At 65.5% G+C, this 19,532-nt stretch carries 18 protein-coding genes; 11 read left to right on the top strand and 7 right to left on the bottom strand.

Going from position 1 to position 19,532, the window contains the following annotated elements; genetic code table 11:
• Nucleotides 1-4 precede the first annotated feature (4 nt).
• From V6X73_RS07310 to ubiB, 4 genes are read left to right on the top strand one after another with little or no spacing between them, the layout of a single operon-like run.
• Nucleotides 5-397 carry a gamma-butyrobetaine hydroxylase-like domain-containing protein gene (locus V6X73_RS07310; RefSeq protein ID WP_367959148.1) on the top strand — a complete coding sequence of 131 codons (393 nt, stop codon included), beginning with the start codon at nt 5-7 and terminating at the stop codon, nt 395-397.
• The gene (gene ubiE / locus V6X73_RS07305) at nt 394-1,152 is read left to right on the top strand and encodes a bifunctional demethylmenaquinone methyltransferase/2-methoxy-6-polyprenyl-1,4-benzoquinol methylase UbiE (RefSeq protein WP_367959149.1); all 759 of its coding nucleotides are present in this window, start codon (nt 394-396) and stop codon (nt 1,150-1,152) included. Before V6X73_RS07310 ends, ubiE begins: the two co-directional genes overlap by 4 nt.
• Entirely contained in the window at nt 1,142-1,753 is a 612-nt protein-coding gene (locus V6X73_RS07300; RefSeq protein WP_367959150.1) for a ubiquinone biosynthesis accessory factor UbiJ, read from the top strand. Before ubiE ends, V6X73_RS07300 begins: the two co-directional genes overlap by 11 nt.
• Nucleotides 1,750-3,414, top strand: coding sequence for a ubiquinone biosynthesis regulatory protein kinase UbiB (gene ubiB / locus V6X73_RS07295; protein WP_367959151.1), 1,665 nt, complete (start codon nt 1,750-1,752; stop codon nt 3,412-3,414). The genes V6X73_RS07300 and ubiB overlap by 4 nt, the downstream gene beginning before the upstream one ends.
• A 14-nt stretch (nt 3,415-3,428) precedes the next feature.
• On the opposite strand, the gene V6X73_RS07290 is transcribed toward ubiB, so the two are convergent.
• Nucleotides 3,429-4,721, bottom strand: coding sequence for a S41 family peptidase (locus tag V6X73_RS07290; protein WP_367959152.1), 1,293 nt, complete (start codon nt 4,719-4,721; stop codon nt 3,429-3,431).
• A gap of 11 nt (nt 4,722-4,732) precedes the next feature.
• Nucleotides 4,733-5,884, bottom strand: a complete 1,152-nt coding sequence (locus V6X73_RS07285; protein ID WP_367959153.1) for a murein hydrolase activator EnvC family protein — start codon at nt 5,882-5,884, stop codon at nt 4,733-4,735.
• Between the two features lie 61 nt (nt 5,885-5,945).
• On the opposite strand from V6X73_RS07285, the gene V6X73_RS07280 reads away from it, so the two are divergent.
• Genes V6X73_RS07280 through V6X73_RS07270 form a run of 3 tightly spaced genes read left to right on the top strand, consistent with a single transcriptional unit; the run spans nt 5,946 to nt 7,924 of the window.
• The gene (locus tag V6X73_RS07280) at nt 5,946-6,374 is read left to right on the top strand and encodes a rhodanese-like domain-containing protein (RefSeq protein WP_367959154.1); all 429 of its coding nucleotides are present in this window, start codon (nt 5,946-5,948) and stop codon (nt 6,372-6,374) included.
• A 31-nt stretch (nt 6,375-6,405) separates the two neighbouring features.
• Nucleotides 6,406-6,936 (top strand): protein-export chaperone SecB, encoded by a 531-nt coding sequence (gene secB, locus V6X73_RS07275; protein ID WP_367959155.1) that lies wholly within the window; start codon nt 6,406-6,408, stop codon nt 6,934-6,936.
• On the top strand, nt 6,917-7,924 hold the full coding sequence (locus tag V6X73_RS07270) for an NAD(P)H-dependent glycerol-3-phosphate dehydrogenase (protein ID WP_367959156.1): 1,008 nt from the start codon (nt 6,917-6,919) through the stop codon (nt 7,922-7,924). Before secB ends, V6X73_RS07270 begins: the two co-directional genes overlap by 20 nt.
• Nucleotides 7,925-7,929: 5 nt before the next feature.
• Here V6X73_RS07270 and V6X73_RS07265 read toward each other — a convergent pair whose 3' ends face one another.
• From V6X73_RS07265 to glnA, 4 genes are all read right to left on the bottom strand, one after another.
• Nucleotides 7,930-8,397, bottom strand: coding sequence for a tRNA (cytidine(34)-2'-O)-methyltransferase (locus V6X73_RS07265; RefSeq protein WP_367959158.1), 468 nt, complete (start codon nt 8,395-8,397; stop codon nt 7,930-7,932).
• Between the two features lie 7 nt (nt 8,398-8,404).
• Nucleotides 8,405-9,802 (bottom strand): nitrogen regulation protein NR(I), encoded by a 1,398-nt coding sequence (gene ntrC / locus V6X73_RS07260; RefSeq protein WP_367959159.1) that lies wholly within the window; start codon nt 9,800-9,802, stop codon nt 8,405-8,407.
• On the bottom strand, nt 9,795-10,856 hold the full coding sequence (glnL, locus tag V6X73_RS07255) for a nitrogen regulation protein NR(II) (RefSeq protein WP_407826433.1): 1,062 nt from the start codon (nt 10,854-10,856) through the stop codon (nt 9,795-9,797). Before glnL ends, ntrC begins: the two co-directional genes overlap by 8 nt.
• A gap of 225 nt (nt 10,857-11,081) precedes the next feature.
• The gene (gene glnA / locus V6X73_RS07250; protein ID WP_367959161.1) at nt 11,082-12,497 is read right to left on the bottom strand and encodes a glutamate--ammonia ligase; all 1,416 of its coding nucleotides are present in this window, start codon (nt 12,495-12,497) and stop codon (nt 11,082-11,084) included.
• A 261-nt stretch (nt 12,498-12,758) separates the two neighbouring features.
• Between glnA and glyQ the strand changes: the two genes are divergently transcribed.
• From glyQ to V6X73_RS07230, 4 genes are read left to right on the top strand one after another with little or no spacing between them, the layout of a single operon-like run.
• Complete coding sequence (gene glyQ, locus V6X73_RS07245) at nt 12,759-13,667, top strand: glycine--tRNA ligase subunit alpha (RefSeq protein WP_367959162.1); 909 nt, start codon at nt 12,759-12,761, stop codon at nt 13,665-13,667.
• Nucleotides 13,664-15,754 carry a glycine--tRNA ligase subunit beta gene (glyS, locus tag V6X73_RS07240; protein ID WP_367959163.1) on the top strand — a complete coding sequence of 697 codons (2,091 nt, stop codon included), beginning with the start codon at nt 13,664-13,666 and terminating at the stop codon, nt 15,752-15,754. The genes glyQ and glyS overlap by 4 nt, the downstream gene beginning before the upstream one ends.
• A 3-nt stretch (nt 15,755-15,757) precedes the next feature.
• Nucleotides 15,758-16,321, top strand: coding sequence for a D-glycero-beta-D-manno-heptose 1,7-bisphosphate 7-phosphatase (gene gmhB, locus V6X73_RS07235; protein ID WP_367959164.1), 564 nt, complete (start codon nt 15,758-15,760; stop codon nt 16,319-16,321).
• Nucleotides 16,318-17,079, top strand: coding sequence for a lysophospholipid acyltransferase family protein (locus tag V6X73_RS07230; RefSeq protein ID WP_367959166.1), 762 nt, complete (start codon nt 16,318-16,320; stop codon nt 17,077-17,079). Before gmhB ends, V6X73_RS07230 begins: the two co-directional genes overlap by 4 nt.
• A gap of 5 nt (nt 17,080-17,084) precedes the next feature.
• Here V6X73_RS07230 and gyrB read toward each other — a convergent pair whose 3' ends face one another.
• Nucleotides 17,085-19,502 (bottom strand): DNA topoisomerase (ATP-hydrolyzing) subunit B, encoded by a 2,418-nt coding sequence (gene gyrB, locus V6X73_RS07225; protein ID WP_367991087.1) that lies wholly within the window; start codon nt 19,500-19,502, stop codon nt 17,085-17,087.
• Nucleotides 19,503-19,532 lie beyond the last annotated feature (30 nt).

The raw sequence follows: 19,532 nt of genomic DNA, 5'->3' as shown, positions 1-19,532 counted from the left end.
TGTCATGAAACGCCCGGCGCGCCAGTACAAAGGTCAGGTCCCCACCGATATTCGCCTGCATCGGCGCTCGCGGACCCTGGAGATTGCCTTCGATGGCGAAGAGCGCTTCGAACTGGGCGCCGAGTACCTGCGGGTCTACTCGCCGTCTGCCGAGGTCCGGGGCCATGGCCCGGGCCAGGCGGTGCTGCAGGTGGGCAAAGAAGGGGTTGGCATCACCGGCATCGAACCCGTGGGCCAGTATGCGCTGCGCATCAACTTTGATGATGGCCATAACACGGGGCTGTACTCGTGGGAGCTGCTCTATGACCTGGGCGCCAACCAGGCGCAGTATTGGCAGGATTATCTGGATGCCCTTGCCGATGCCGGCTACCAGCGAGATGAGGAGCCACCGCAATGAACACGCAATCGTCGGCCGATGAGGCGCATTTTGGCTTCGAGCGCATCCCCGCCGCCGAAAAATCCCGGCGGGTGGGCGAGGTGTTCAGCTCGGTGGCCGGACGCTACGACGTGATGAACGACCTGATGTCCGCCGGCCTGCACCGGCTGTGGAAGCACCAGGCCCTCAATCAGGTGGCGGCCCGCCCGGGCCAGCAGGTGCTCGATCTCGCCGCCGGCACCGGCGATCTCAGCGCCGGACTGGCGCGACAGGTGGGTGAAACCGGCCGGGTGATCGTCTCGGATATCAACGCCGACATGCTCAACGAGGGGCGGGACCGGCTGCTCGACCAGGGGCTGGTGGGCAATCTCGATTATGTCATCGCCAACGCCGAGGCACTGCCGTTTCCGGATCGCAGTTTCGATCGCATCACCATCGCCTTTGGCCTGCGCAATGTCACCCACATCCCCCGGGCCCTGGCGGCGATGCAGCGCACCCTGCGGCCGGGTGGACAGGTGGTGATACTGGAGTTCTCCACGCTCTATCTCAAAGCCCTGAAGCCGATCTACGATCTCTACTCCTTCCAGGTCCTGCCCCGGATGGGCCGACTGGTGGCCAATGATGCCGAGAGCTATCGCTACCTGGCCGAATCCATCCGCATGCACCCCGACCAGGACACGCTCTACGAGATGATGATCGAGGCGGGTTTCGAAGACTGCGATTACATCAATCTAAGCGGTGGGCTTGTCGCCCTGCACCATGGCCATGTCTACTGAATTGCTGCCGCTGGCATTCATCGAACAGGCCATCAACCGGACCCTGCATCTGGACCCGGCCAGTGCCGGTCGACTGCAACGCCTCGCCGGCAAGGACCTGGGGCTGCGACTCACCGACCCGGCGGTCAGCCTGCGGGTGAGCTTTGCCGAGGAGGGGCTCGCCCTGATCCGTGACGAAACCGACATGAGCGATTGCCAGGCCCGGCTCGAGACCAGCCTGGCGGGGCTCACCGGCCTGGTCCTCTCGCGGGGCCAGCGCAGCCGGGATGTGGCCTTTCGCGGTGACATCGGCACCATCCAGGAGGTGCGCACCCTGTTTGCCGAGCTGGATGTGGACCTGGAGGCCCAACTGGCCCGGTGGGTGGGGACCGCCACCGCCGCCAGCCTGCTCGACAACGCCCGGGCCGGCGCCCGATGGAGCCGGCGCAGTGCCACCACCTTGCTGCAGAATGCCGCCGAACTGGCCACCGAAGAGCGACAACTGCTGCCGACCGCCGTCGAAGCCCGCAACTTCTGCGACGATGTCGACAACATCCGCGAAGATGTCGACCGCCTGGAGGCCCGTCTGCGGCGTCTCGAAAAACAAAGGACCGCCCAATGACGCGACCCCGGCTGTGGCTTCGGCTGATGCAGATCAATCTGGTCCTGCTCCGGCATGGCCTGGATGAAATCCTCTTCGCCACCCGGTGGTTTCGGCCATTTCGCTTTCTCCGCATCTTTATGCCCTGGGCCTGGTTCCGTCGCCAACAGCGACCCCGGGCCGAGCGCATCCGGCTGGCGCTGGAGGATCTCGGGCCCATATTCGTGAAGTTTGGCCAGATCCTCTCGACCCGGCGCGATCTACTGCCGGCGGATATCGCCGCCGAGCTGGCGCGGCTCCAGGATCAGGTCCCGCCGTTTCCGGGCGAGCAGGCACGGGCGATCGTCGAGGCCGAGTATCAACAGCCCGTCGACGGCTGGTTCGCCCATCTGGATGAACAAGCCCTGGCCTCGGCCTCGATCGCCCAGGTGCACGCTGCCCGCCTGCACGACGGCCGCGATGTCATCGTCAAGGTGCTGCGTCCCAACATCGAACAGGCCATCGGCCGGGACCTGCAGGTGATGTATCTCTTCGCCCGGCTCGCCCAGCGCTACTGGCGCGAGGGCTATCGGCTGCGCCCGGTGGAGGTAGTCCGCGAGTTCGACAACACCCTCAACGACGAGCTCGATCTCATGCGCGAGGCGGCCAACGCCTCGCAGCTCAAGCGCAACTTCGCCGACTCCAACCTGCTCTATGTCCCCGAGGTCTACTGGCCTGGAACCCGGCAGCGGGTGATGGTCATGGAGCGCATCCATGGCCTGCAGATCAGCGATATCCAGGGCCTGAAGGATGCCGGTGTGGACATGAAAGCCCTGGCAGAGCGGGGCACCGAGATTTTCTTCACCCAGGTCTTCCGGGACAGCTTCTTTCACGCCGACATGCATCCGGGCAATATCTTCGTGGACGTTAGCAACCCGGCCGACCCCCGGTATGTGGCGGTGGACTTTGGCATCATGGGGTCGCTGAGCCCCGTCGATCACCGCTATCTGGCGGATAACTTCATTGCCTTTTTCAACCGCGACTATCGCCGTGTCGCCGAGCTGCATGTCGAATCCGGCTGGGTGCCGCCCGAGACCCGGGTCGATGAGTTCGAGGCGGCCATGCGCACCGTTTGCGAACCCATTTTCGAGCGGCCGCTGGGCGAGATCTCGCTGGGGGCGCTTTTAATGCGGCTGTTCCAGACCGGGCGGCGCTTCAACATGGAAATCCAGCCCCAGCTGGTGTTGCTGCAAAAAACCCTGCTGGCCATCGAGGGGCTGGGCCGCCAGCTCTACCCCGAGCTGGATCTTTGGAGTACCGGGAAGCCCTATCTCGAACACTGGATGAAAGACCGCCTGGGGGCCCGGGCGCTGGCGGAGAACCTGCGTCGGGAACTGCCCCATATGGCAGAGACCCTGCCGACGCTGCCCCGGCGCCTGGACGGCGCCCTGTCAGAGCTCGAACAGGCCAACACCGAACGGCGCGAGCAGCAAAAAGCGCTGGCGTCACTGCGCGCCGAGCTGCAGCGCAATGGCCGGCGCGGCTTCGCCACCGGCGTCGGCGCCACCCTGGTGCTCTCGGCGTTCGTGGTGGCCGCCCTGGATGGTCGCAGCCCCGCCATGCTGGGGGATGCCCCGGCGGTCAGCTGGGTGCTGGGCGGCCTCGGGGCGTTGATGTGGTACATCGCCTGGCCGCGGGACTGAGCGGCGAGCGGCGACTAGTCCGCACCCAGAATGGTCAGACCCTTTAGCAGATTGAGCGCCTCGGCCAGGGCGTAGTCCCGCTCGGCCAGCGCCGGCCGGTCGCCGGTCTGTTCTGCGGCGGGCGCCGCATCACCCCGCAAATGGCGGGGCAGATCCGACTCGCGTAGCCGGTCGGACACCGCCCCGGCGGTGACTTCGAGGTTGGCGATGCGCACATCCGGGGTAATGCCCTCGGCCTGGATGGAGCGACCCTCGGGGGTGAAGTAACGCGCCGTGGTGAGCTTGACCGCATTGCCATCCCGAAGCGGCAGAATGGTCTGGACCGACCCTTTGCCAAAGGTCGGCTCACCCATGACCACGCCGCGTCGGTGATCCTGCAGCGCGCCGGCCACGATTTCGGCCGCCGAGGCCGAACCGGCGTTGACGAGCACCACCAGCGGCACACCGCCGAGCGCATCATTGGGGGTGGCGACAAACCGGCTCGCGGCCCGCTCGGCCCGGCCATCGGTGGTCACGATGACCCCGCTCGCCAGAAAGGCGTCCGCCACCTCGACGGCGGCATCCAGCACGCCACCCGGGTTGTTGCGCAGATCCAGCACCAACCCGCTCAATCCATCCGGGCCGGCATCGGCCACCAGCCCTTCGACGGCGTCGAGCACATCATCGCCGGTACGCGACTGGAACTGACTGATGCGCAGATAGCCGAAGCCGGGCTCGAGCAGCCGGGCTCGGACGCTCTCCACCCGGATGATCGCCCGTTCGATGGTGACCTCGATGGGGGCCTCGGCGCCGTCACGCAGGATACCGAGGACGATTTCGGTGCCCGGCTCGCCACGCATGCGCTCCACCGCTTCCTGCAGATCGAGCCCCTTGACCGATTGGCCATCGATGCGAATGATCAGATCGCCCGGCCGGATCCCCGCCGCATCGGCTGGTGTGCCGTCGATGGGGGCGATGACCTCGACAAAGCCATCCTCCATGCCCACCTCGATGCCCAGGCCACCAAACTCGCCCCGGGTGCCCTCCTGCAGCTGCTGGTAGTCGCTGCGATCCAGGTAGGTGGAATGCGGATCCAGCCCCTGCAGCATGCCCTGAATGGCATTGTCGATCAGGGTCTCGGGGTCCACATCCTCGACATAATCCCGCTGGATGCGCTCGTAGACCTCGGTAAAGGTGCGCAACCGCTCCAGCGGCAAGGTCTCATCCGACGCCGAGTCGGTCTGGGCCGGCACCGACGGGGCCAGGCCCAGCATCAGGGCAAGACAGAGCCCACGGGTCAGACGGCAGAGAGCGGCGCGTTCAGCCATTGTTGGTCTTCCTATCCGCGATTGCCGGTGGCGGGCAACCAGGCGAGCGGGTCCACCGGTTCTCCGCCGGCCCGCAGTTCAAAATAGAGCGCGGTCTCGGGCCGACCGCCGCTGCGTCCCACCGTGGCAATGACATCGTTGGTATCCACCCAGTCTCCGACATCAAAATAAAGGGCCTGGTTGCGTCCGTAGAGACTTAGATAGCCCTCGCCATGATCAATGATGAGCAGCAGCCCCACACCACGCAACCAGTCGGCGAATACCACCTGCCCCGGCGCCACCGGATGCACGGCAGCGCCGGCCTCGCCGCCGATGAGAAGCCCGGTCCAGTTAAGCCCCTCGACCCGTTCGCTGCCAAAGCGGGCCAGCAGCGGCCCCTCCACCGGCCAGTCCAATCGGCCGCGATCGAGCCCGCGCTTCTCGCCGGTTATGGGGCCCGCGGCCGGGAGTTCGTCACGCAACGACTCGATCAGCGATCGCAGTGACGCCGCCTCGTCCCGGGCGGCGGCGAGGGCCGCATCATCCGATTCGATCTCGCCGCGCAGCGACGCCAGCAGCGCCTCGCGCTCGCCCAGGGTGCGCTGGAGCTCGGCCAGCGCGGCGGCACGCCGGTCGCGGTCGGCACGCTGAGCCTCGAGCGCCACTTGCAATGCCTTGCGCCGCTCGGACAAACGACTGATCACCGCGCGGGCGGCCTCGAGGCGCTCACCCCGGACCTCGCCCAGCCGGCGCTGATACGCCATCAATCGTTGCAGCCGGGCCGGGTCGCTTTCGCCGAGCAGCAACCGCAGCGGGGTCGCGCCGCCCTGGCGGTGCATGGCACGAATGCTCTCGATGAGGATCTGACGATGGCCCGCCGCCTGTTGCTCGGTCTGCTCAAGCCGCTGGCGCAGATCCGCGATCCGCTCGGCCTGACGGGCAAGACTGGCATCGAGCCGGCTGAGCGCCCGCCGCTGCTCGCCGATGCGCTGCTCAAACCGCGCCAGCTCGGCCTCCAGGCCGCCGGCGCGCTCGCGCTTGCTGGCCAGGGCCTCACCCAGCTCGCCGATCCGCGACTGCAACGCCTCGAGCCGCGCCTCGCGGGCCGCCAGCTCGCGGGCATCATCCTGGGCCAGCACCGGCGTGGCGAATGCCAGCAGCAAAAGGATCAGTATTCGCGTCATCAGCGGGTCATCTCGACTGGTATACTCCGGCGTTTTCAACCAATGCTAACAGCGCCGGGTCATGGACAGAGTCATCGAATTCAGCACAAACCATCCGTTGCTGGTCGCCGCGCTGGCGGCCGTCCTGGTAGCGATCATCGCCAACGAGGTGCTCAGCTACCGGCGCCGGCGCGACGCCCTGACCCCCGGCGATGCCACCCGCCTGTACAATCAGGATAAGGCGGTTTTCATTGACGTGCGCAATGAAAACGCCTTTCAGGCCAGCCACCTGCCCGGGGCGGTCAACATCCCGATGGAACACCTGGACAAGCGCGGCGACCGCCTGGCGCGGTTTAAGGACAAAACGCTGATTGTCTACTGCGACAACGGCCAGCGCACCCTGCGGGCGGTCCAGACACTCAAATCGCAGGGCTGGCCCGATGTCTTCCAGCTTCGCGGCGGGCTGACCGCCTGGCGCGAAGAGAGCTTCCCCACCGAGGGCAAGCGCTAAGTCGCCACCCCAAGCCCATCGAGGAGTCACAATGGCCGAAAACCCCGAGACCAATGGCAGTAGCACCGCCGCCGGCAGCCAGGCAGACAATGCCCAGCAATTCGCCATCCAGAAACTCTATCTCAAAGACTGCTCGCTCGAGACGCCGGGCACACCGGATGTATTCACCCAGGCCTGGAAGCCCGAAGCCAAGGTCGAGCTCAACACCCGGAACGAATCGGTGGGCGATAACCTCTACGAGGTCGTGGTCACCGTGACGGTCACCGCCAACGTCGAGGATAAAACAGCCTATCTCTGCGAGGCCCACCAGGCGGGGGTTTTCAGTATTGCCGGCTTTGAACAGGCGGCCACTGAGCAGCTCCTCGGCGCCTACTGCCCCGGCGTGCTTTTCCCCTACGCCCGCGAGGCGATCACCGATTTGACGGCCAAGGCCGGTTTCCCGCCCATGACCCTGGCACCGGTCAACTTCGATGCCCTCTATGCCCGCCGTCGCCAGCGCGCCGCACAGGCCGCCACCGAAGGTGGCGAGGAGTCATCGGACGGTGACGCAAGCCAGGCCTGACGCCCGGCGGCTCTCGGTTCTGGGCGCCGGCTCGTGGGGGACGGCGCTTGCGCTGGTGCTGGCCCGCAACCACCACGAGGTCGCCTTGTGGGGTCACCGTCCGGCGGCGATGCAGGCCATGGCCAGGCAACGCCACAATCCCGATTATCTAAGCGACATCCCGCTGCCGCCGAACATCCACCCCCACGCGTCGCTGGGCGCATCACTGGCCGACACCGATGCCGTGCTGGTGGTGGTCCCCAGCGCGGCCTTCGCCGGTACCCTCCAGCGCCTGGCCGATGAGCTGCCGCCGCACTGCCCGGTGATCTGGGCGACCAAAGGACTGGATGAAACCGGGCAGCTGCTGCATGTCACCGCCGAGCGATTGCTGCCGGGCCATCCGCTCGGGGTGCTCTCGGGGCCGAGCTTTGCCGGCGAAGTGGCCGCCGGGCTGCCCACCGCCGTGGCGCTGGCCAGTCACGATGCCGCCACCGGCGAGCACCTGGCCGAGGCCTTCCGTGACGAACGCTTCCGGGTCTACACCAGCGATGATGTCATTGGTGTCGAACTGGGCGGGGCGGTCAAGAATGTGCTTGCCATCGCCACCGGGATCGCCGATGGCATGGGGTTTGGCGCCAATGCCCGGGCCGGGCTCATCACCCGGGGACTGGCCGAGACACGGCGCCTGGGTGCCCGGATCGGGGCGCGGGACGAGACGCTCACCGGCCTGGCGGGGATGGGGGATCTGATCCTCACCTGCACCGATGATCAGTCACGCAACCGCCGCCTGGGACTGGCGCTGGGCCGGGGCGAGCCAATGGCCCGTGCCACCGGGACCATCGGGCAGGTGGTCGAAGGCACCGATACCGCCACCCGGGTCATGCAGCTCGCCGCCGCCCATGATGTCGAGATGCCCATCTGCGCGGCGGTCAAGGCGGTGGTGGCGGGCGATCTTGACCCGGCCGAAGCCACCCGGGCCCTGCTCCAGCGCCCCCCGCGCCGGGAATAATCCCCTCAGACCGCGCCGCTGAAACCGGCCTGTCGCCAGGCCTCGTAGACCGCCACGGCGACACTGTTGGATAGATTGAGGCTGCGGTTGCCCGGGCGCATGGGCAGCCGCAGGCGACGCGCCGGCGGTATCGTGGCGAGCACCGCATCGGGGAGCCCGCGGGTTTCGCTGCCAAATACCAGCGCATCGTCACCGGCAAAGGTGGGGGCGTCAAAGCGCGTGGTACCGCGGGTTGTCATGGCCCACAACCGGGCCGGTCGGATCGCCTGTTCAAAGGCCTGCAGATCGTCGTGGATCTGCATCCGGGCGAGTTCATGGTAGTCGAGTCCGGCCCGCCGCATGCGACGGTCGTCCGGCACAAACCCCAACGGCCGGATCAAGTGCAGTCGCGCCCCGGTATTGGCACACAGCCGGATGACGTTGCCGGTGTTGGGCGGAATCTCGGGGCGGTGCAAAACGACATGCAATGGCATGCCGCCATCATACCTGCATCTGCAGATCCCGGATCTTGCGCGTCAGGGTATTCCGCCCCCAGCCGAGAAGCCGTGCGGCGTCCTGGCGGCGACCGCCGGTCCGTTTGAGTGCCGTTTCAATCAAGACCCGCTCGAGCCGCGACTGCGCCTCGGCCAGCGACCCCTCGCCGGCGGTGGCCGCCTGTCGATCGGCCCAGCGTGCCAGTGCCGTTTCCCAATCCACCTCGCTGGTGGTCTGGGATTCGGTGTTGATCAGCTCAGGCGGCAGGTCCTCGGGATGGACCTCACGGCCGCTCGCCATTACGGTCAGCCACCGGCAGGTGTTTTCGAGCTCGCGAACATTGCCGGGCCAGGCCAGCGCCTGGAAGCGGCTCTCCACCGCCGGCGTGAGCTGCTTGGGCTCGACGTTGAGCTCGGCCGCCGCCTTGCGCAGGAAATGTTCGGCCAGTGCCGGGATATCGGCCTGCCGTTCGCGCAGCGCCGGGCAATGGATGCGGATGACATTGAGCCGGTGGAAAAGGTCTTCCCGAAAGCGCCCCTCTTCGACCAGCGCTTCGAGGTTCTGATGGGTGGCGGCGATGATGCGAACATCCACCCGCATCGGAGTATGGGCGCCGACACGATAAAACTCGCCATCGGCAAGGACCCGCAACAACCGGGTCTGCAGTTCGGCCGGCATATCGCCGATCTCATCGAGAAAAAGCGTCCCCCCGTCGGCCTGCTCGAACCGTCCGCGGCGGACTTGGTGGGCGCCGGTGAACGCCCCCTTCTCGTGACCGAAGAGCTCGGATTCCATCAAATCCCGGGGAATGGCAGCCATGTTCAGTGCAATGAACGGCTTGCCAGCCCGCGGGCTGTGGCGATGAAGGGCTCCGGCCACCAGCTCCTTGCCGGTGCCGGATTCGCCATTGATGAGCACCGTAATGTTGGACCGCGACAGTCGGCCGATGGCCCGGAATACCTCCTGCATCGCCGGTGCCTCGCCGATGATCTCGGGCAGCTCTTCCCGCGCCGCATCGGGGGCGGCACTGCTGCGCGCCGCCGCCGCCGCCCGCTGGACCAGCTCCACCGCCTCTTCGACATCAAAGGGTTTGGGCAGATACTCAAAGGCCCCGCCCTCATAGGCGGACACCGCGGCATCCAGGTCGGAGTGGGCGGTCATGACGATCACCGGCAACTCGTTGGCAGCGGCATGAAAGCGTTGCATGAGGCTGAGTCCATCCAGCCGTGGCATGCGTATATCGGTGATCAGAACATCCGGTGTCCCGCGCTCGAGGGCGGCCAGGGCCTCCTCGCCGGTCTCGAAATCCACCGCCGCCAGCCCGTCCCGCTCGAGGGCCTTTTTCAACACCCAGCGGATCGAGCGGTCGTCGTCGACAATCCACACGGTGGTCATTTCACTCATCACTTTCCTCCAGGGGCAGCCAGACCGTGAACACCGTGCAGCCGGGTTCGCTGCTGCATTCGATCAGGCCGCCGTGCTGATTCACCAGGTTCTGGGCGATGGGCAGGCCGATGCCACTGCCTTCGGCCCGGCCAGTCACCATGGGGTAGAAAATCTGATCCTGGAGCGCCGGCTCGATGCCGGGTCCGTTGTCTATGATGTCGATGCGGGCGACCAGCCGGTGCTGTTGATCGCCGATGGTGAAGCGCCGCTGGGTGCGGGTCTGCAAGGTGATACGACCGGCATCACCCACCGCCTGCAGGGCGTTGCGCACCAGATTGAGCAACGCCTGGATGAGCTGATCCGCCGCCGCCGGCAGCATGGGGATACTGGGGTCGTAGTCGCGCACGATCGCCACGCCGGCGGGGGCTTCGGCGCTGGCCAGATGCCGCACCCGCTCGACGATCTCATGGAGGTTGGTGGTCTGTTTTTCGATCCGCGAATCCGGCCCCAGCAGGCCGTTGACCAGGGTTCGCAGACGGTCCGCTTCGCTGATGATGATGCCCGTGTATTCCTTTTTCTCGTCGTCATCGAGCTCGGATTCCAGCAACTGGGCAGCGCCGCGCAGGCCGCCCAGTGGGTTTTTGATCTCGTGGGCGAGCCCCCGGATCAGCTCGCGGATGGCCTGGTTCTGGGCAATCAGGCGGTTTTCGCGCGAGATGCGCAGGTGCCGGTCGATCTGCTCGAACTCAAGCAACAGGGTGCCATCGGGCATGGGTGTAATGGCGCAGTCCACCGTGGCGCTGCGGCCGTTGGCCAGATCCACGCGGATCTCCCGCTCGGTAAAGCTCGATCCATCGGCAAGCCCCTGCTCGATGGCCGACTCGATCACCGCCAGCCCCGGCACCATGCGCAACAATGGCTCACCATCCGCCTGGCGACGGCTTGAGTGAAAAAGCGTCTCGGCCGCCGGGTTCATGCCCATGATCCGTTGCTGCGCATCCACCCGGACCACTGCCCGGGTCAGGTGCTCGAGGATCTCGCCGGCATATTGATCTGCAGTGTGTTTCACCATGGCACCGAGAGATAGCAAGAAACAGGCCATCCCCGCGCCGGCGACGCCGGGGGCGGGTTGGCGGCATTCAGTGTAGGCCACGGATGGGTGTTATGCACTTTTTTGGTGCATGGCATCACCGGCACCCGCCGACCGCGGCCTGCCAGGGGTTTCGGGCCGTTCGACACCCAATAAAAACCCCCGCCGAGGCGGGGGTCCGGGAAGGCATCCGGGGGATGCCGGCCATCAAACGCTGTAGTAGAGGTCGAACTCCACCGGGTGGGTGGTCATCCGCAGCTGCTGGACTTCCTCACGCTTGAGCTCGATGTAACCATCGATGGCATCGTCGGTGAACACACCGCCGACCTTGAGGAACTCGCGATCGCTATCCAGGGCGTCCAGCGCCTCTTCGAGCGAGAAGGCGACCTTGTCGATCTCGGCCTCTTCCTCGGGCGGCAGGTCGTAGAGATCCTTGTCCATGGCATCACCCGGGTGGATCTTGTTCTGGATGCCATCCAGGCCGGCCATCAACATCGCGGCAAAGCACAGGTACGGATTGGCGGTGCTGTCCGGGAAGCGGATCTCGACACGCCGCGCCTTGGGATTGGCGACCCAGGGGATACGCACCGACGCCGAGCGGTTACGGGCCGAGTAAGCCAACAGCACCGGCGCCTCAAAGCCCGGGACCAGCCGCTTGTACGAGTTGGTCGAGGCGTTGGCAAAGGCGTTGATCGCCCGGGCGTGCTTGATGATGCCGCCAATGTAGTAGAGCGCCGTCTCGGAGAGGCCACCGTACTGATCGCCGGCAAACAGCATCTCGCCAGTCTTGCCGATGGACTGATGGACATGCATGCCGCTGCCGTTATCGCCCACCACGGGCTTTGGCATGAACGTTGCGGTCTTGCCATAGGCCGAGGCGACGTTGTGGACGACGTACTTCAGGGTCTGCACCTCGTCGGCCTTTTTCACCAGGGTGTTGAAGCCCACACCGATCTCGCACTGGCCCGCGGTGGCCACCTCGTGGTGGTGCACCTCGGTGTCCATGCCCATGTCGGTGAGCACCTCGAGCATGGCCGACCGCATGTCATGGAGGCTATCCACCGGCGGTACCGGAAAGTAGCCGCCCTTGACACCGGGGCGGTGGCCCATGTTGCCGTCCGGGTAGACCTTTTCGGTGTTCCAGTCCGCCTCTTCGGAGTCGATCTTGTAGAACGAACCGCTCATGTCGGTGCCCCAACGGACATCGTCAAAGACGAAGAACTCGTTCTCGGGGCCAAAGTAGGCCACGTCGCCAATACCGGTGGACTGCAGATAGGCCTCGGCACGCTCGGCGATGGAGCGCGGATCGCGGCCGTAGCCCTGCATGGTGTTGGGCTCGATGATGTTGCAAAGGAGGATCAGCGTTGCATCATCAAAGAACGGATCCAGCACGGCGGTATCCGCATCGGGCATCAGGATCATGTCGGACTCGTTGATGCCCTTCCACCCCTCGATCGAAGAGCCATCGAACATCTTGCCTTCGCTGAAGAAATCGGCGTCGACGGCATGGGCGGGCAGCGTGACGTGCTGCTGCTTGCCCTTGGGATCGGTGAAACGAAGATCCACGAACCGGACCTCGTTTTCTTTGATCATATTGAGAACGTCATCGGCGGTCTTTGCCATTGTTCGGCCTCCAGTCATGTCGTATCGAATGCGTAATGCCCCCGCAGGGTAAGCAGAATCCGTGCCAGATGGCAGCCGGCGCACCAAAACGGGCCATTCGCATCAGCGCATCCACGCTACCATCGGGCGATCGCACCATGCTGGTGCTTTTTGGACCCCGGCCGAACCATTTTGGTGCAAGCCACCACCCCTCGACCGCCTGACAGGGCCGGAGGACGCGGGCTATACTCGCGCCATCACCGCTAATCGGCCGGAGAATCAATGACCTTTCAGGATCTAATCCTTGCCCTGCAGCAATACTGGGCGCAGCGCGGCTGTGTTGTCATGCAGCCGCTCGACATGGAGGTGGGTGCCGGCACATTCCACCCGGCGACCTTCCTCCGCTCGATCGGGCCCGAGCCCTGGCATGCGGCCTATGTGCAGCCCTCAAGGCGGCCCACCGACGGCCGCTATGGCGAAAACCCCAACCGGTTGCAGCATTACTACCAGTTCCAGGTGGTGCTCAAACCCTCGCCCAAGGATATCCAGGAGCAGTACCTGGGGTCGCTGGAGGCGCTGGGGATCGACCCGCTCACCCACGACATCCGCTTTGTCGAGGACAACTGGGAGTCCCCCACGCTGGGCGCCTGGGGTCTGGGCTGGGAGGTCTGGCTGAATGGCATGGAGATCACCCAGTTCACCTACTTCCAGCAGGCCGGGGGGCTCGACTGCCATCCGGTGATGGGCGAGATCACCTACGGGCTCGAGCGCATTGCCATGTACCTCCAGGAAGTAGAGAGCGTCTATGACCTGGTCTGGACCGACGGGCCCCAGGGTCGGGTGACCTATGGCGATGTCTTTTTGCAAAACGAACAAGAGCAGTCCCGGTACAACTTTGAAGAGGCGGATGTGGCCAGTCTGTTCGAGGGTTTCGACACCTGCGAGCGCGAGGCCCTGCGGCTCGTCGAGGCCGGGCTGCCGCTGCCGGCCTATGAGATGACGATGAAGGCCTCGCACACCTTCAACCTGCTCGATGCCCGCCATGCCATCTCGGTGACCGAGCGCCAGGGCTATATCCTGCGCGTCCGCGCCATGGCCCGGGCAACGGCGCAGGCCTACTACGCGGCCCGCGAGGCGCTGGGCTTTCCGCTATGCAGTGGTGATGCCGCCGCCGACCGGAGTGTGGCATGAGCCAAACCGCTGCATCGCTGCTTTTTGAACTGGGCACCGAAGAGCTTCCCCCCGGGGCGCTGGACCGCCTCAGTGATGCCCTGGCCAGTGGCATTGTCGAAGGACTTGATCAGGCCGGCATCCGCCACGGCCGGGTACGCGCGTTGGGGGCCCCCCGGCGGCTTGCCGTGCACATCGAAGAGGTCGCCGTCACCCAGCCGGACCGGGCGTTCGAGCGACGCGGCCCGGCCGTGGCCGTCGCCTTTGACGAGCACAACAACCCAACCAGGGCGGCCGAGGGTTTTGCCCGGTCCAACCAGGTGAGCGTCGAGGCGCTTGAGCGGCTCGAAACCAACGAGGGTGCATGGCTGGTCTATCGCGGGGTGGACACCGGCCAGGCAACGGCGGATCTGCTGCCGGCGATCATCCAGCGCGCCCTCGATGCCCTGCCCATCCCCAAACGCATGCGCTGGGGGGATCAGTCCACCGAATTTGTCCGGCCGGTCCACTGGGTGGTGGCGCTGATGGATGACGCCGTGGTGCCCATGGAGATCTTCGGGGTTGCCAGCGACCGACAGAGCCGGGGGCATCGCTTCCACCACCCGGATCCGGTGACCATCGCCCGGGCCGATGACTACGAGCAGGCCCTCTACCGCGCCCATGTGGTGGTCGATCGCCACGAGCGACGCGAACAGATCCGTGAGGCGGTGCGGGGCGAAGGCGAGCGGCTTGGCGGCCGGGCGGTGTTAGACGATGACCTGCTCGACGAGGTCACCGCACTGGTGGAATGGCCCGTGGTGCTTTCCGGGAGCTTTGATGAGACCTTCCTGCGGGTGCCGCCCGAGGCGCTGATCTCGAGCATGCAGGGCCACCAGCGGTATTTTCCGGTCCGCGATGTCGACGGACAGCTGCTCGCCCGGTTCATCACGATTGCCAATATCGAAAGCCGCGACCCGGCGCGGGTCATTGCCGGTAACGAGCGGGTGATCCGCCCGCGGCTCGCCGATGCGGCGTTTTTCTGGGATCTGGATCGAAAAAAACCCCTCTCGGACCGGCTCGATGGCCTGGAGCAGGTGATCTTTCAAAAGTCGCTGGGCAGCCTCGCGGACAAATCCCGCCGTGTCGCGGGCATCGCCCGGGCCTACGCCGAGCGCTTCGACACCGATCCCGACACGGCCGCCCATGCCGCCACATTATCCCGGGCCGATCTGCTCACCGAAATGGTCGGCGAGTTTCCCGAGCTCCAGGGGGTGATGGGCCGCTATTATGCCCGCGAGCAAAACGAATCCCCTCGGGTGGCGGACGCCCTGGACGAGATCTACCGGCCCCGGTTTTCCGGCGACGCCATCGCCGGCTCACCACTGGGCCAGCTGCTTGCCGTCGCCGAGCGGGCGGATACGCTGATGGGCATTTTTGCCATCGGCAAAGCCCCCACCGGGGCCAAAGACCCGTTCGCCCTGCGACGGGCCGCGGTGGGATTGATCCGCACCCTCATTGAGGGCCAGCACGCCATCAATCTGGCCGGGCTTCTGCGCGAGGCCGCGGCCTGGCAACCCGAAACGCTCGATGCCGAGGACCATGTCGACGAAGTGGTGGGCTTTTGTCTGGACCGCATGCGGGCCATGGCGCTCGAGGCGGACTACGCCCCCGAGCTCTTCGAGGCGGTGCGCAGTGCCCTGGCGCCGACGGACATCGAGCCGCTTGACTTCCAGCGCCGGCTCGAAGCGTGCAGGGCCTTTACCGGCCTGTCCGCCGCCGGCAGCCTGGCGGCGGCCAACAAACGCATCCGCAACATCCTGCGCAAGGCCGGGGACACCGGCGATGCCCCGGTGGATCCGGCGTTGCTGCGCGAACCCGCCGAGCGCGATCTGCACGAGGCGGTGCAAAGCCACACCGCGCCGGTGCAGGATCTTATCGAGCGCAGCGCCTACACCGAGGCCCTCGCCCGCCTGGCCGAATTGCGAGCGCCGGTGGACCGGTTTTTTGACGATGTCATGGTGATGGCCGATGACGATTCGGTGCGCCATAACCGGCTCGCGCTGTTGGGGGCCCTGCAGTCGCTTTTCCTTGCCATCGCCGATGTCTCCGCCCTGCCGGAGCCGGGCTAGCGCGTGGCGAGAGGATGTGTCCTGCTGGACCGCGATGGGGTCATCAATCATGACTCGCCCGACTACATCCTGTCCGCGGCGCAGTGGCGACCCATCGACGGGAGCCTCGAGGCCATTGCCGCATTGAATGCCGCGGGGTTGACGGTGGCGGTTTGCAGCAACCAGTCGGCGGTGGGCCGGGGCATGCTGGCCCCGGCAACCCTGCAGGCCATCCATGAACTAATGCATCAGGCGCTGGCCGCGGTAGGCGGTCATCTGGATGGTGTTTTCGTCTGCCCCCACGCACCGGCGGCCGATTGCCGCTGCCGAAAACCCCGCCCGGGGCTTTTGCAGCAGGCGCTCGAGCAGTTCGACTGCGCGCCCGAGCGGGCGTTGATGATCGGTGACAGCCGGCGCGATCTGATCGCCGCCGAGCGATCGGGGGTGGAGGGATGGCTGGTGAAAACCGGCAACGGCGCCGCTCTGGCGGATGAACTGGGCCCGGCCACGCCGGTCTATCCCGATCTTGCCGCGGCGGTCCCGGCCATCCTCCGCCGACTGCCCACCACCCACGGAGTGGCGCCGTGAGCCGCCCGGCGCCACCCACCGGTGGCCACCCGGGCAGCCTCATCCGAGGCCTGCTCTTTCATCTGGGCCTTGTGGTGACCGTTTTGATCTGGACGATGGTCAGTCTGCCCAGCTTTGGTCTGCCACTGCGTTGGCGCTATTGGTGGATCACCCGTTGGTGCAGCATTGTGGCCTGGATGGTGCGGGTGATCGGCGGCATTCGCATCGAGGTCAATGGCCTTGAAAACCGGCCCGCCAAGCCGGCCGTTGTCCTTGCCAAGCATCAAAGCGCCTGGGAAACCCTCAATCTGTTGCCATGGTTTTATCCGCAGAGCTGGGTGCTAAAGCGCGAGCTTTTGCGCATCCCGCTCTTCGGCTGGGGCCTGGCGCGGCTCGATCCCATCGCGATCGATCGGGCCGCTGGCCGCGAAGCGCTGCGCCAGGTCATCGACCAGGGCCGGCAGAAGCTTGCCCGGGGGCGTTGGGTGGTGGTCTTTCCCGAGGGCACCCGAGTGCCACCCGGTGAGCGGGGCCGGTACCAGCAAGGTGGCGCGCTGCTGGCCTGCCGTGCCGGTGCTCAGGTGGTGCCAGTGGCCCATAATGCCGGCGAGCACTGGCCCCGACGCGGCCTGCGCATGATCCCTGGCGTCATTCGGGTCGAAATCGGCGCGCCCATCGATACCACCGGACGCACCCCGGCCGAGGTTAATGGCCTGGCAGAGGCGTGGATCGAGTCACGGATGGCGACAATCAGCGGCGGCCAGGCCGCCGGCGGATGACCCCATTAAACGTCCAGGTTACTGACTTGTAACGCGTTTTTCTCGATGAAGTCGCGCCGCGGCTCGACCTGATCGCCCATCAGGGTGGTGAAGATGTCATCGGCACCGACGATATCCTCGATGCGCACCTGCAACAGGCGCCGGGTTTCCGGATCCATGGTGGTCTCCCAGAGCTGATCCGGGTTCATCTCGCCCAGGCCCTTGTAGCGTTGCACCGAAAGGCCCCGCTTGCCTTCTTCCATGAGCCAGTCCACCGCATCCCGGAAGCTCGCCACCGGCTGAGAGCGCTCGCCGCGGCGTATCTCGCCGCCTTCACCGATCAGCCCCTGAAGGGCGGCGGCAAGACCCCGGATGGTCTCGTATTCCTTGGCCAGGAAGAATCCGGTCGGGAAGGTAAACGGATAGAGGATGCCATGCATGCGCTTGGTAATGACCGCCTCCTGGAAGCCGCCATCCGGGCCGGTCTGCACCTTGACCCGATACTCGGTGCCGGTGGGCAGGCCCACGTTGATCATCTCGCCCAGCGACTCGAACCAGCCGCGCACGGCCTCGCCATCGCTTAACTGATCCTCGCTGATAGGCCGCAGATCCACCATGGCCCGAAGGATGACCGGGTCGGTGCGACGGCCCAGATGGTCGATCAACTCCATGGTATCGAGATACTGACGGATGAGCGCTTCCAGGGCTTCGGGCCCGACGACCGGAGTGTCCGCGGCCGGCAGCAGGCTCGCGCCGGAGAGCGAGAGCTGCAGCAGGTAGTTGGTGAGCTCGCGCTCGTCCTTGACGTAGTGCTCCTGTTTGCCCCGCCGGACCTTGTAGAGCGGCGGTTGGGCGATATAGACGTGGCCACGCTCGACCAGCTCGGCCATCTGACGGTAGAAAAAGGTCAGCAGCAGCGTGCGGATATGTGATCCATCCACATCCGCGTCGGTCATAATGATGATGCGGTGGTAGCGCAGCTTGTCCGCGTCAAATTCTTCGCGCCCGATCCCGCAGCCCAGTGCGGTGATCAATGTCCCCACCTCGGCCGAGGAGAGCATTTTGTCGAACCGCGCCTTCTCGACATTCAGGATCTTGCCTTTAAGGGGCAGGATCGCCTGAGTGCGTCGATCGCGGCCCTGTTTGGCAGAGCCACCGGCGGAGTCGCCCTCAACAAGATAAAGCTCGGACTGGCTGGGGTCCTTTTCCTGACAATCGGCCAGCTTGCCGGGCAAGCCCGCCACATCCAGCGCCCCCTTGCGGCGGGTCATCTCCCGCGCTTTGCGGGCGGCCTCGCGGGCCCGGGAGGCATCCACGACCTTCTCGACGATGGCCTTGGCATCGTTGGGGTTTTCATACAAAAACCCATGCAGCCCCTCGGCCAGCGTGGACTCGACCACGCCTTTCACCTCGGAGGAGACCAGTTTTTCCTTGGTCTGCGAAGAGAACTTCGGATCCGGCACCTTCACTGACACCACCGCGGTCAAGCCCTCGCGGATATCCTCGCCGCTGGGGGTGACCTTGAGCTTTTTGGCGTAGCCCTCGGCTTCCATGTACTGGTTGAGCGTCCGGGTAAGGGCCGCCCGGAAACCCGAGAGATGGCTACCCCCGTCTTTCTGCGGGATGTTGTTGGTAAAGCAGAAGATGGCTTCCTGGTAGGAGTCGCTCCACTGCAGCGCCACCTCGACGACAATGTCCTCGCGCTGGGTGCTCAGGTAGAAAACCGCCGGATGCAGCGGGGTTTTATTCTTGTTGAGATGCTCGACAAAGGCCCGGATGCCGCCCGCGTACTCAAAGACGTCTTCCTTGTCGCTGCGCTCGTCTTTCAGGGCAATGCGCACCCCCGGGTTGAGGAACGACAGCTCACGAAAACGTTTGGCCAGGATATCGTAGTTGAATTCGATGTTGGTGAAGATCGCCGGGCTTGGATGAAAAGTGATTCGGGTGCCCGAACTGTCGGTCTCACCGGCGACTTTCAGCGGTTCCACCGCCTCTCCGGCGGCATATTCCTGGGTGTGGACTTTGCCGTTTTTGTTGATGACAAGCCGCAGACGATCGGACAGGGCGTTGACCACCGACACGCCCACGCCGTGCAACCCGCCGGAGACCTTGTATGAACTGTTGTCAAACTTACCCCCGGCATGCAGCACGGTCATGATGACTTCGGCGGCGGACCGACCCTCCTCGGGGTGGAGATCCACCGGGATACCCCGGCCGTTATCCGAAACCGTCACCGACGCATCGCCGTGGAGGACCACGTCAATCTGCGAACAGTACCCACCAAGGGCCTCGTCCACGGCGTTATCCACGACCTCAAAGACCATGTGATGGAGCCCTGTGCCATCGTCGGTATCGCCGATGTACATGCCCGGGCGTTTTCGCACCGCGTCCAAACCGCGGAGCACCTTAATCTGCGAGGAATCGTATTCGGTCTGCGTACTCATCGAAGGCCCTTTTTACACAACCCCCTGATT

Source organism: Spiribacter pallidus (assembly GCF_040838495.1).
Taxonomy (GTDB): domain Bacteria; phylum Pseudomonadota; class Gammaproteobacteria; order Nitrococcales; family Nitrococcaceae; genus Spiribacter; species Spiribacter pallidus.
The sequence above is the reverse complement of the archived record's forward strand: the minus strand, read 5'-3'. Positions and strand labels throughout refer to the sequence as shown.

Coding starts and splice junctions, on each gene's coding strand:
- gyrB (WP_367991087.1), bottom strand. CDS start 19,502: ATGAGTACGCAGACCGAATACGATTCCTCGCAGATTAAGGTGCTCCGC.
- secB (WP_367959155.1), top strand. CDS start 6,406: ATGGCCGAAAACCCCGAGACCAATGGCAGTAGCACCGCCGCCGGCAGC.
- V6X73_RS07280 (WP_367959154.1), top strand. CDS start 5,946: ATGGACAGAGTCATCGAATTCAGCACAAACCATCCGTTGCTGGTCGCC.
- V6X73_RS07300 (WP_367959150.1), top strand. CDS start 1,142: ATGTCTACTGAATTGCTGCCGCTGGCATTCATCGAACAGGCCATCAAC.
- ntrC (WP_367959159.1), bottom strand. CDS start 9,802: ATGAGTGAAATGACCACCGTGTGGATTGTCGACGACGACCGCTCGATC.
- V6X73_RS07290 (WP_367959152.1), bottom strand. CDS start 4,721: ATGGCTGAACGCGCCGCTCTCTGCCGTCTGACCCGTGGGCTCTGTCTT.
- ubiB (WP_367959151.1), top strand. CDS start 1,750: ATGACGCGACCCCGGCTGTGGCTTCGGCTGATGCAGATCAATCTGGTC.
- ubiE (WP_367959149.1), top strand. CDS start 394: ATGAACACGCAATCGTCGGCCGATGAGGCGCATTTTGGCTTCGAGCGC.
- glyS (WP_367959163.1), top strand. CDS start 13,664: ATGAGCCAAACCGCTGCATCGCTGCTTTTTGAACTGGGCACCGAAGAG.
- V6X73_RS07310 (WP_367959148.1), top strand. CDS start 5: ATGAAACGCCCGGCGCGCCAGTACAAAGGTCAGGTCCCCACCGATATT.
- glyQ (WP_367959162.1), top strand. CDS start 12,759: ATGACCTTTCAGGATCTAATCCTTGCCCTGCAGCAATACTGGGCGCAG.
- V6X73_RS07285 (WP_367959153.1), bottom strand. CDS start 5,884: ATGACGCGAATACTGATCCTTTTGCTGCTGGCATTCGCCACGCCGGTG.
- V6X73_RS07265 (WP_367959158.1), bottom strand. CDS start 8,397: ATGCCATTGCATGTCGTTTTGCACCGCCCCGAGATTCCGCCCAACACC.
- glnL (WP_407826433.1), bottom strand. CDS start 10,856: ATGGTGAAACACACTGCAGATCAATATGCCGGCGAGATCCTCGAGCAC.
- glnA (WP_367959161.1), bottom strand. CDS start 12,497: ATGGCAAAGACCGCCGATGACGTTCTCAATATGATCAAAGAAAACGAG.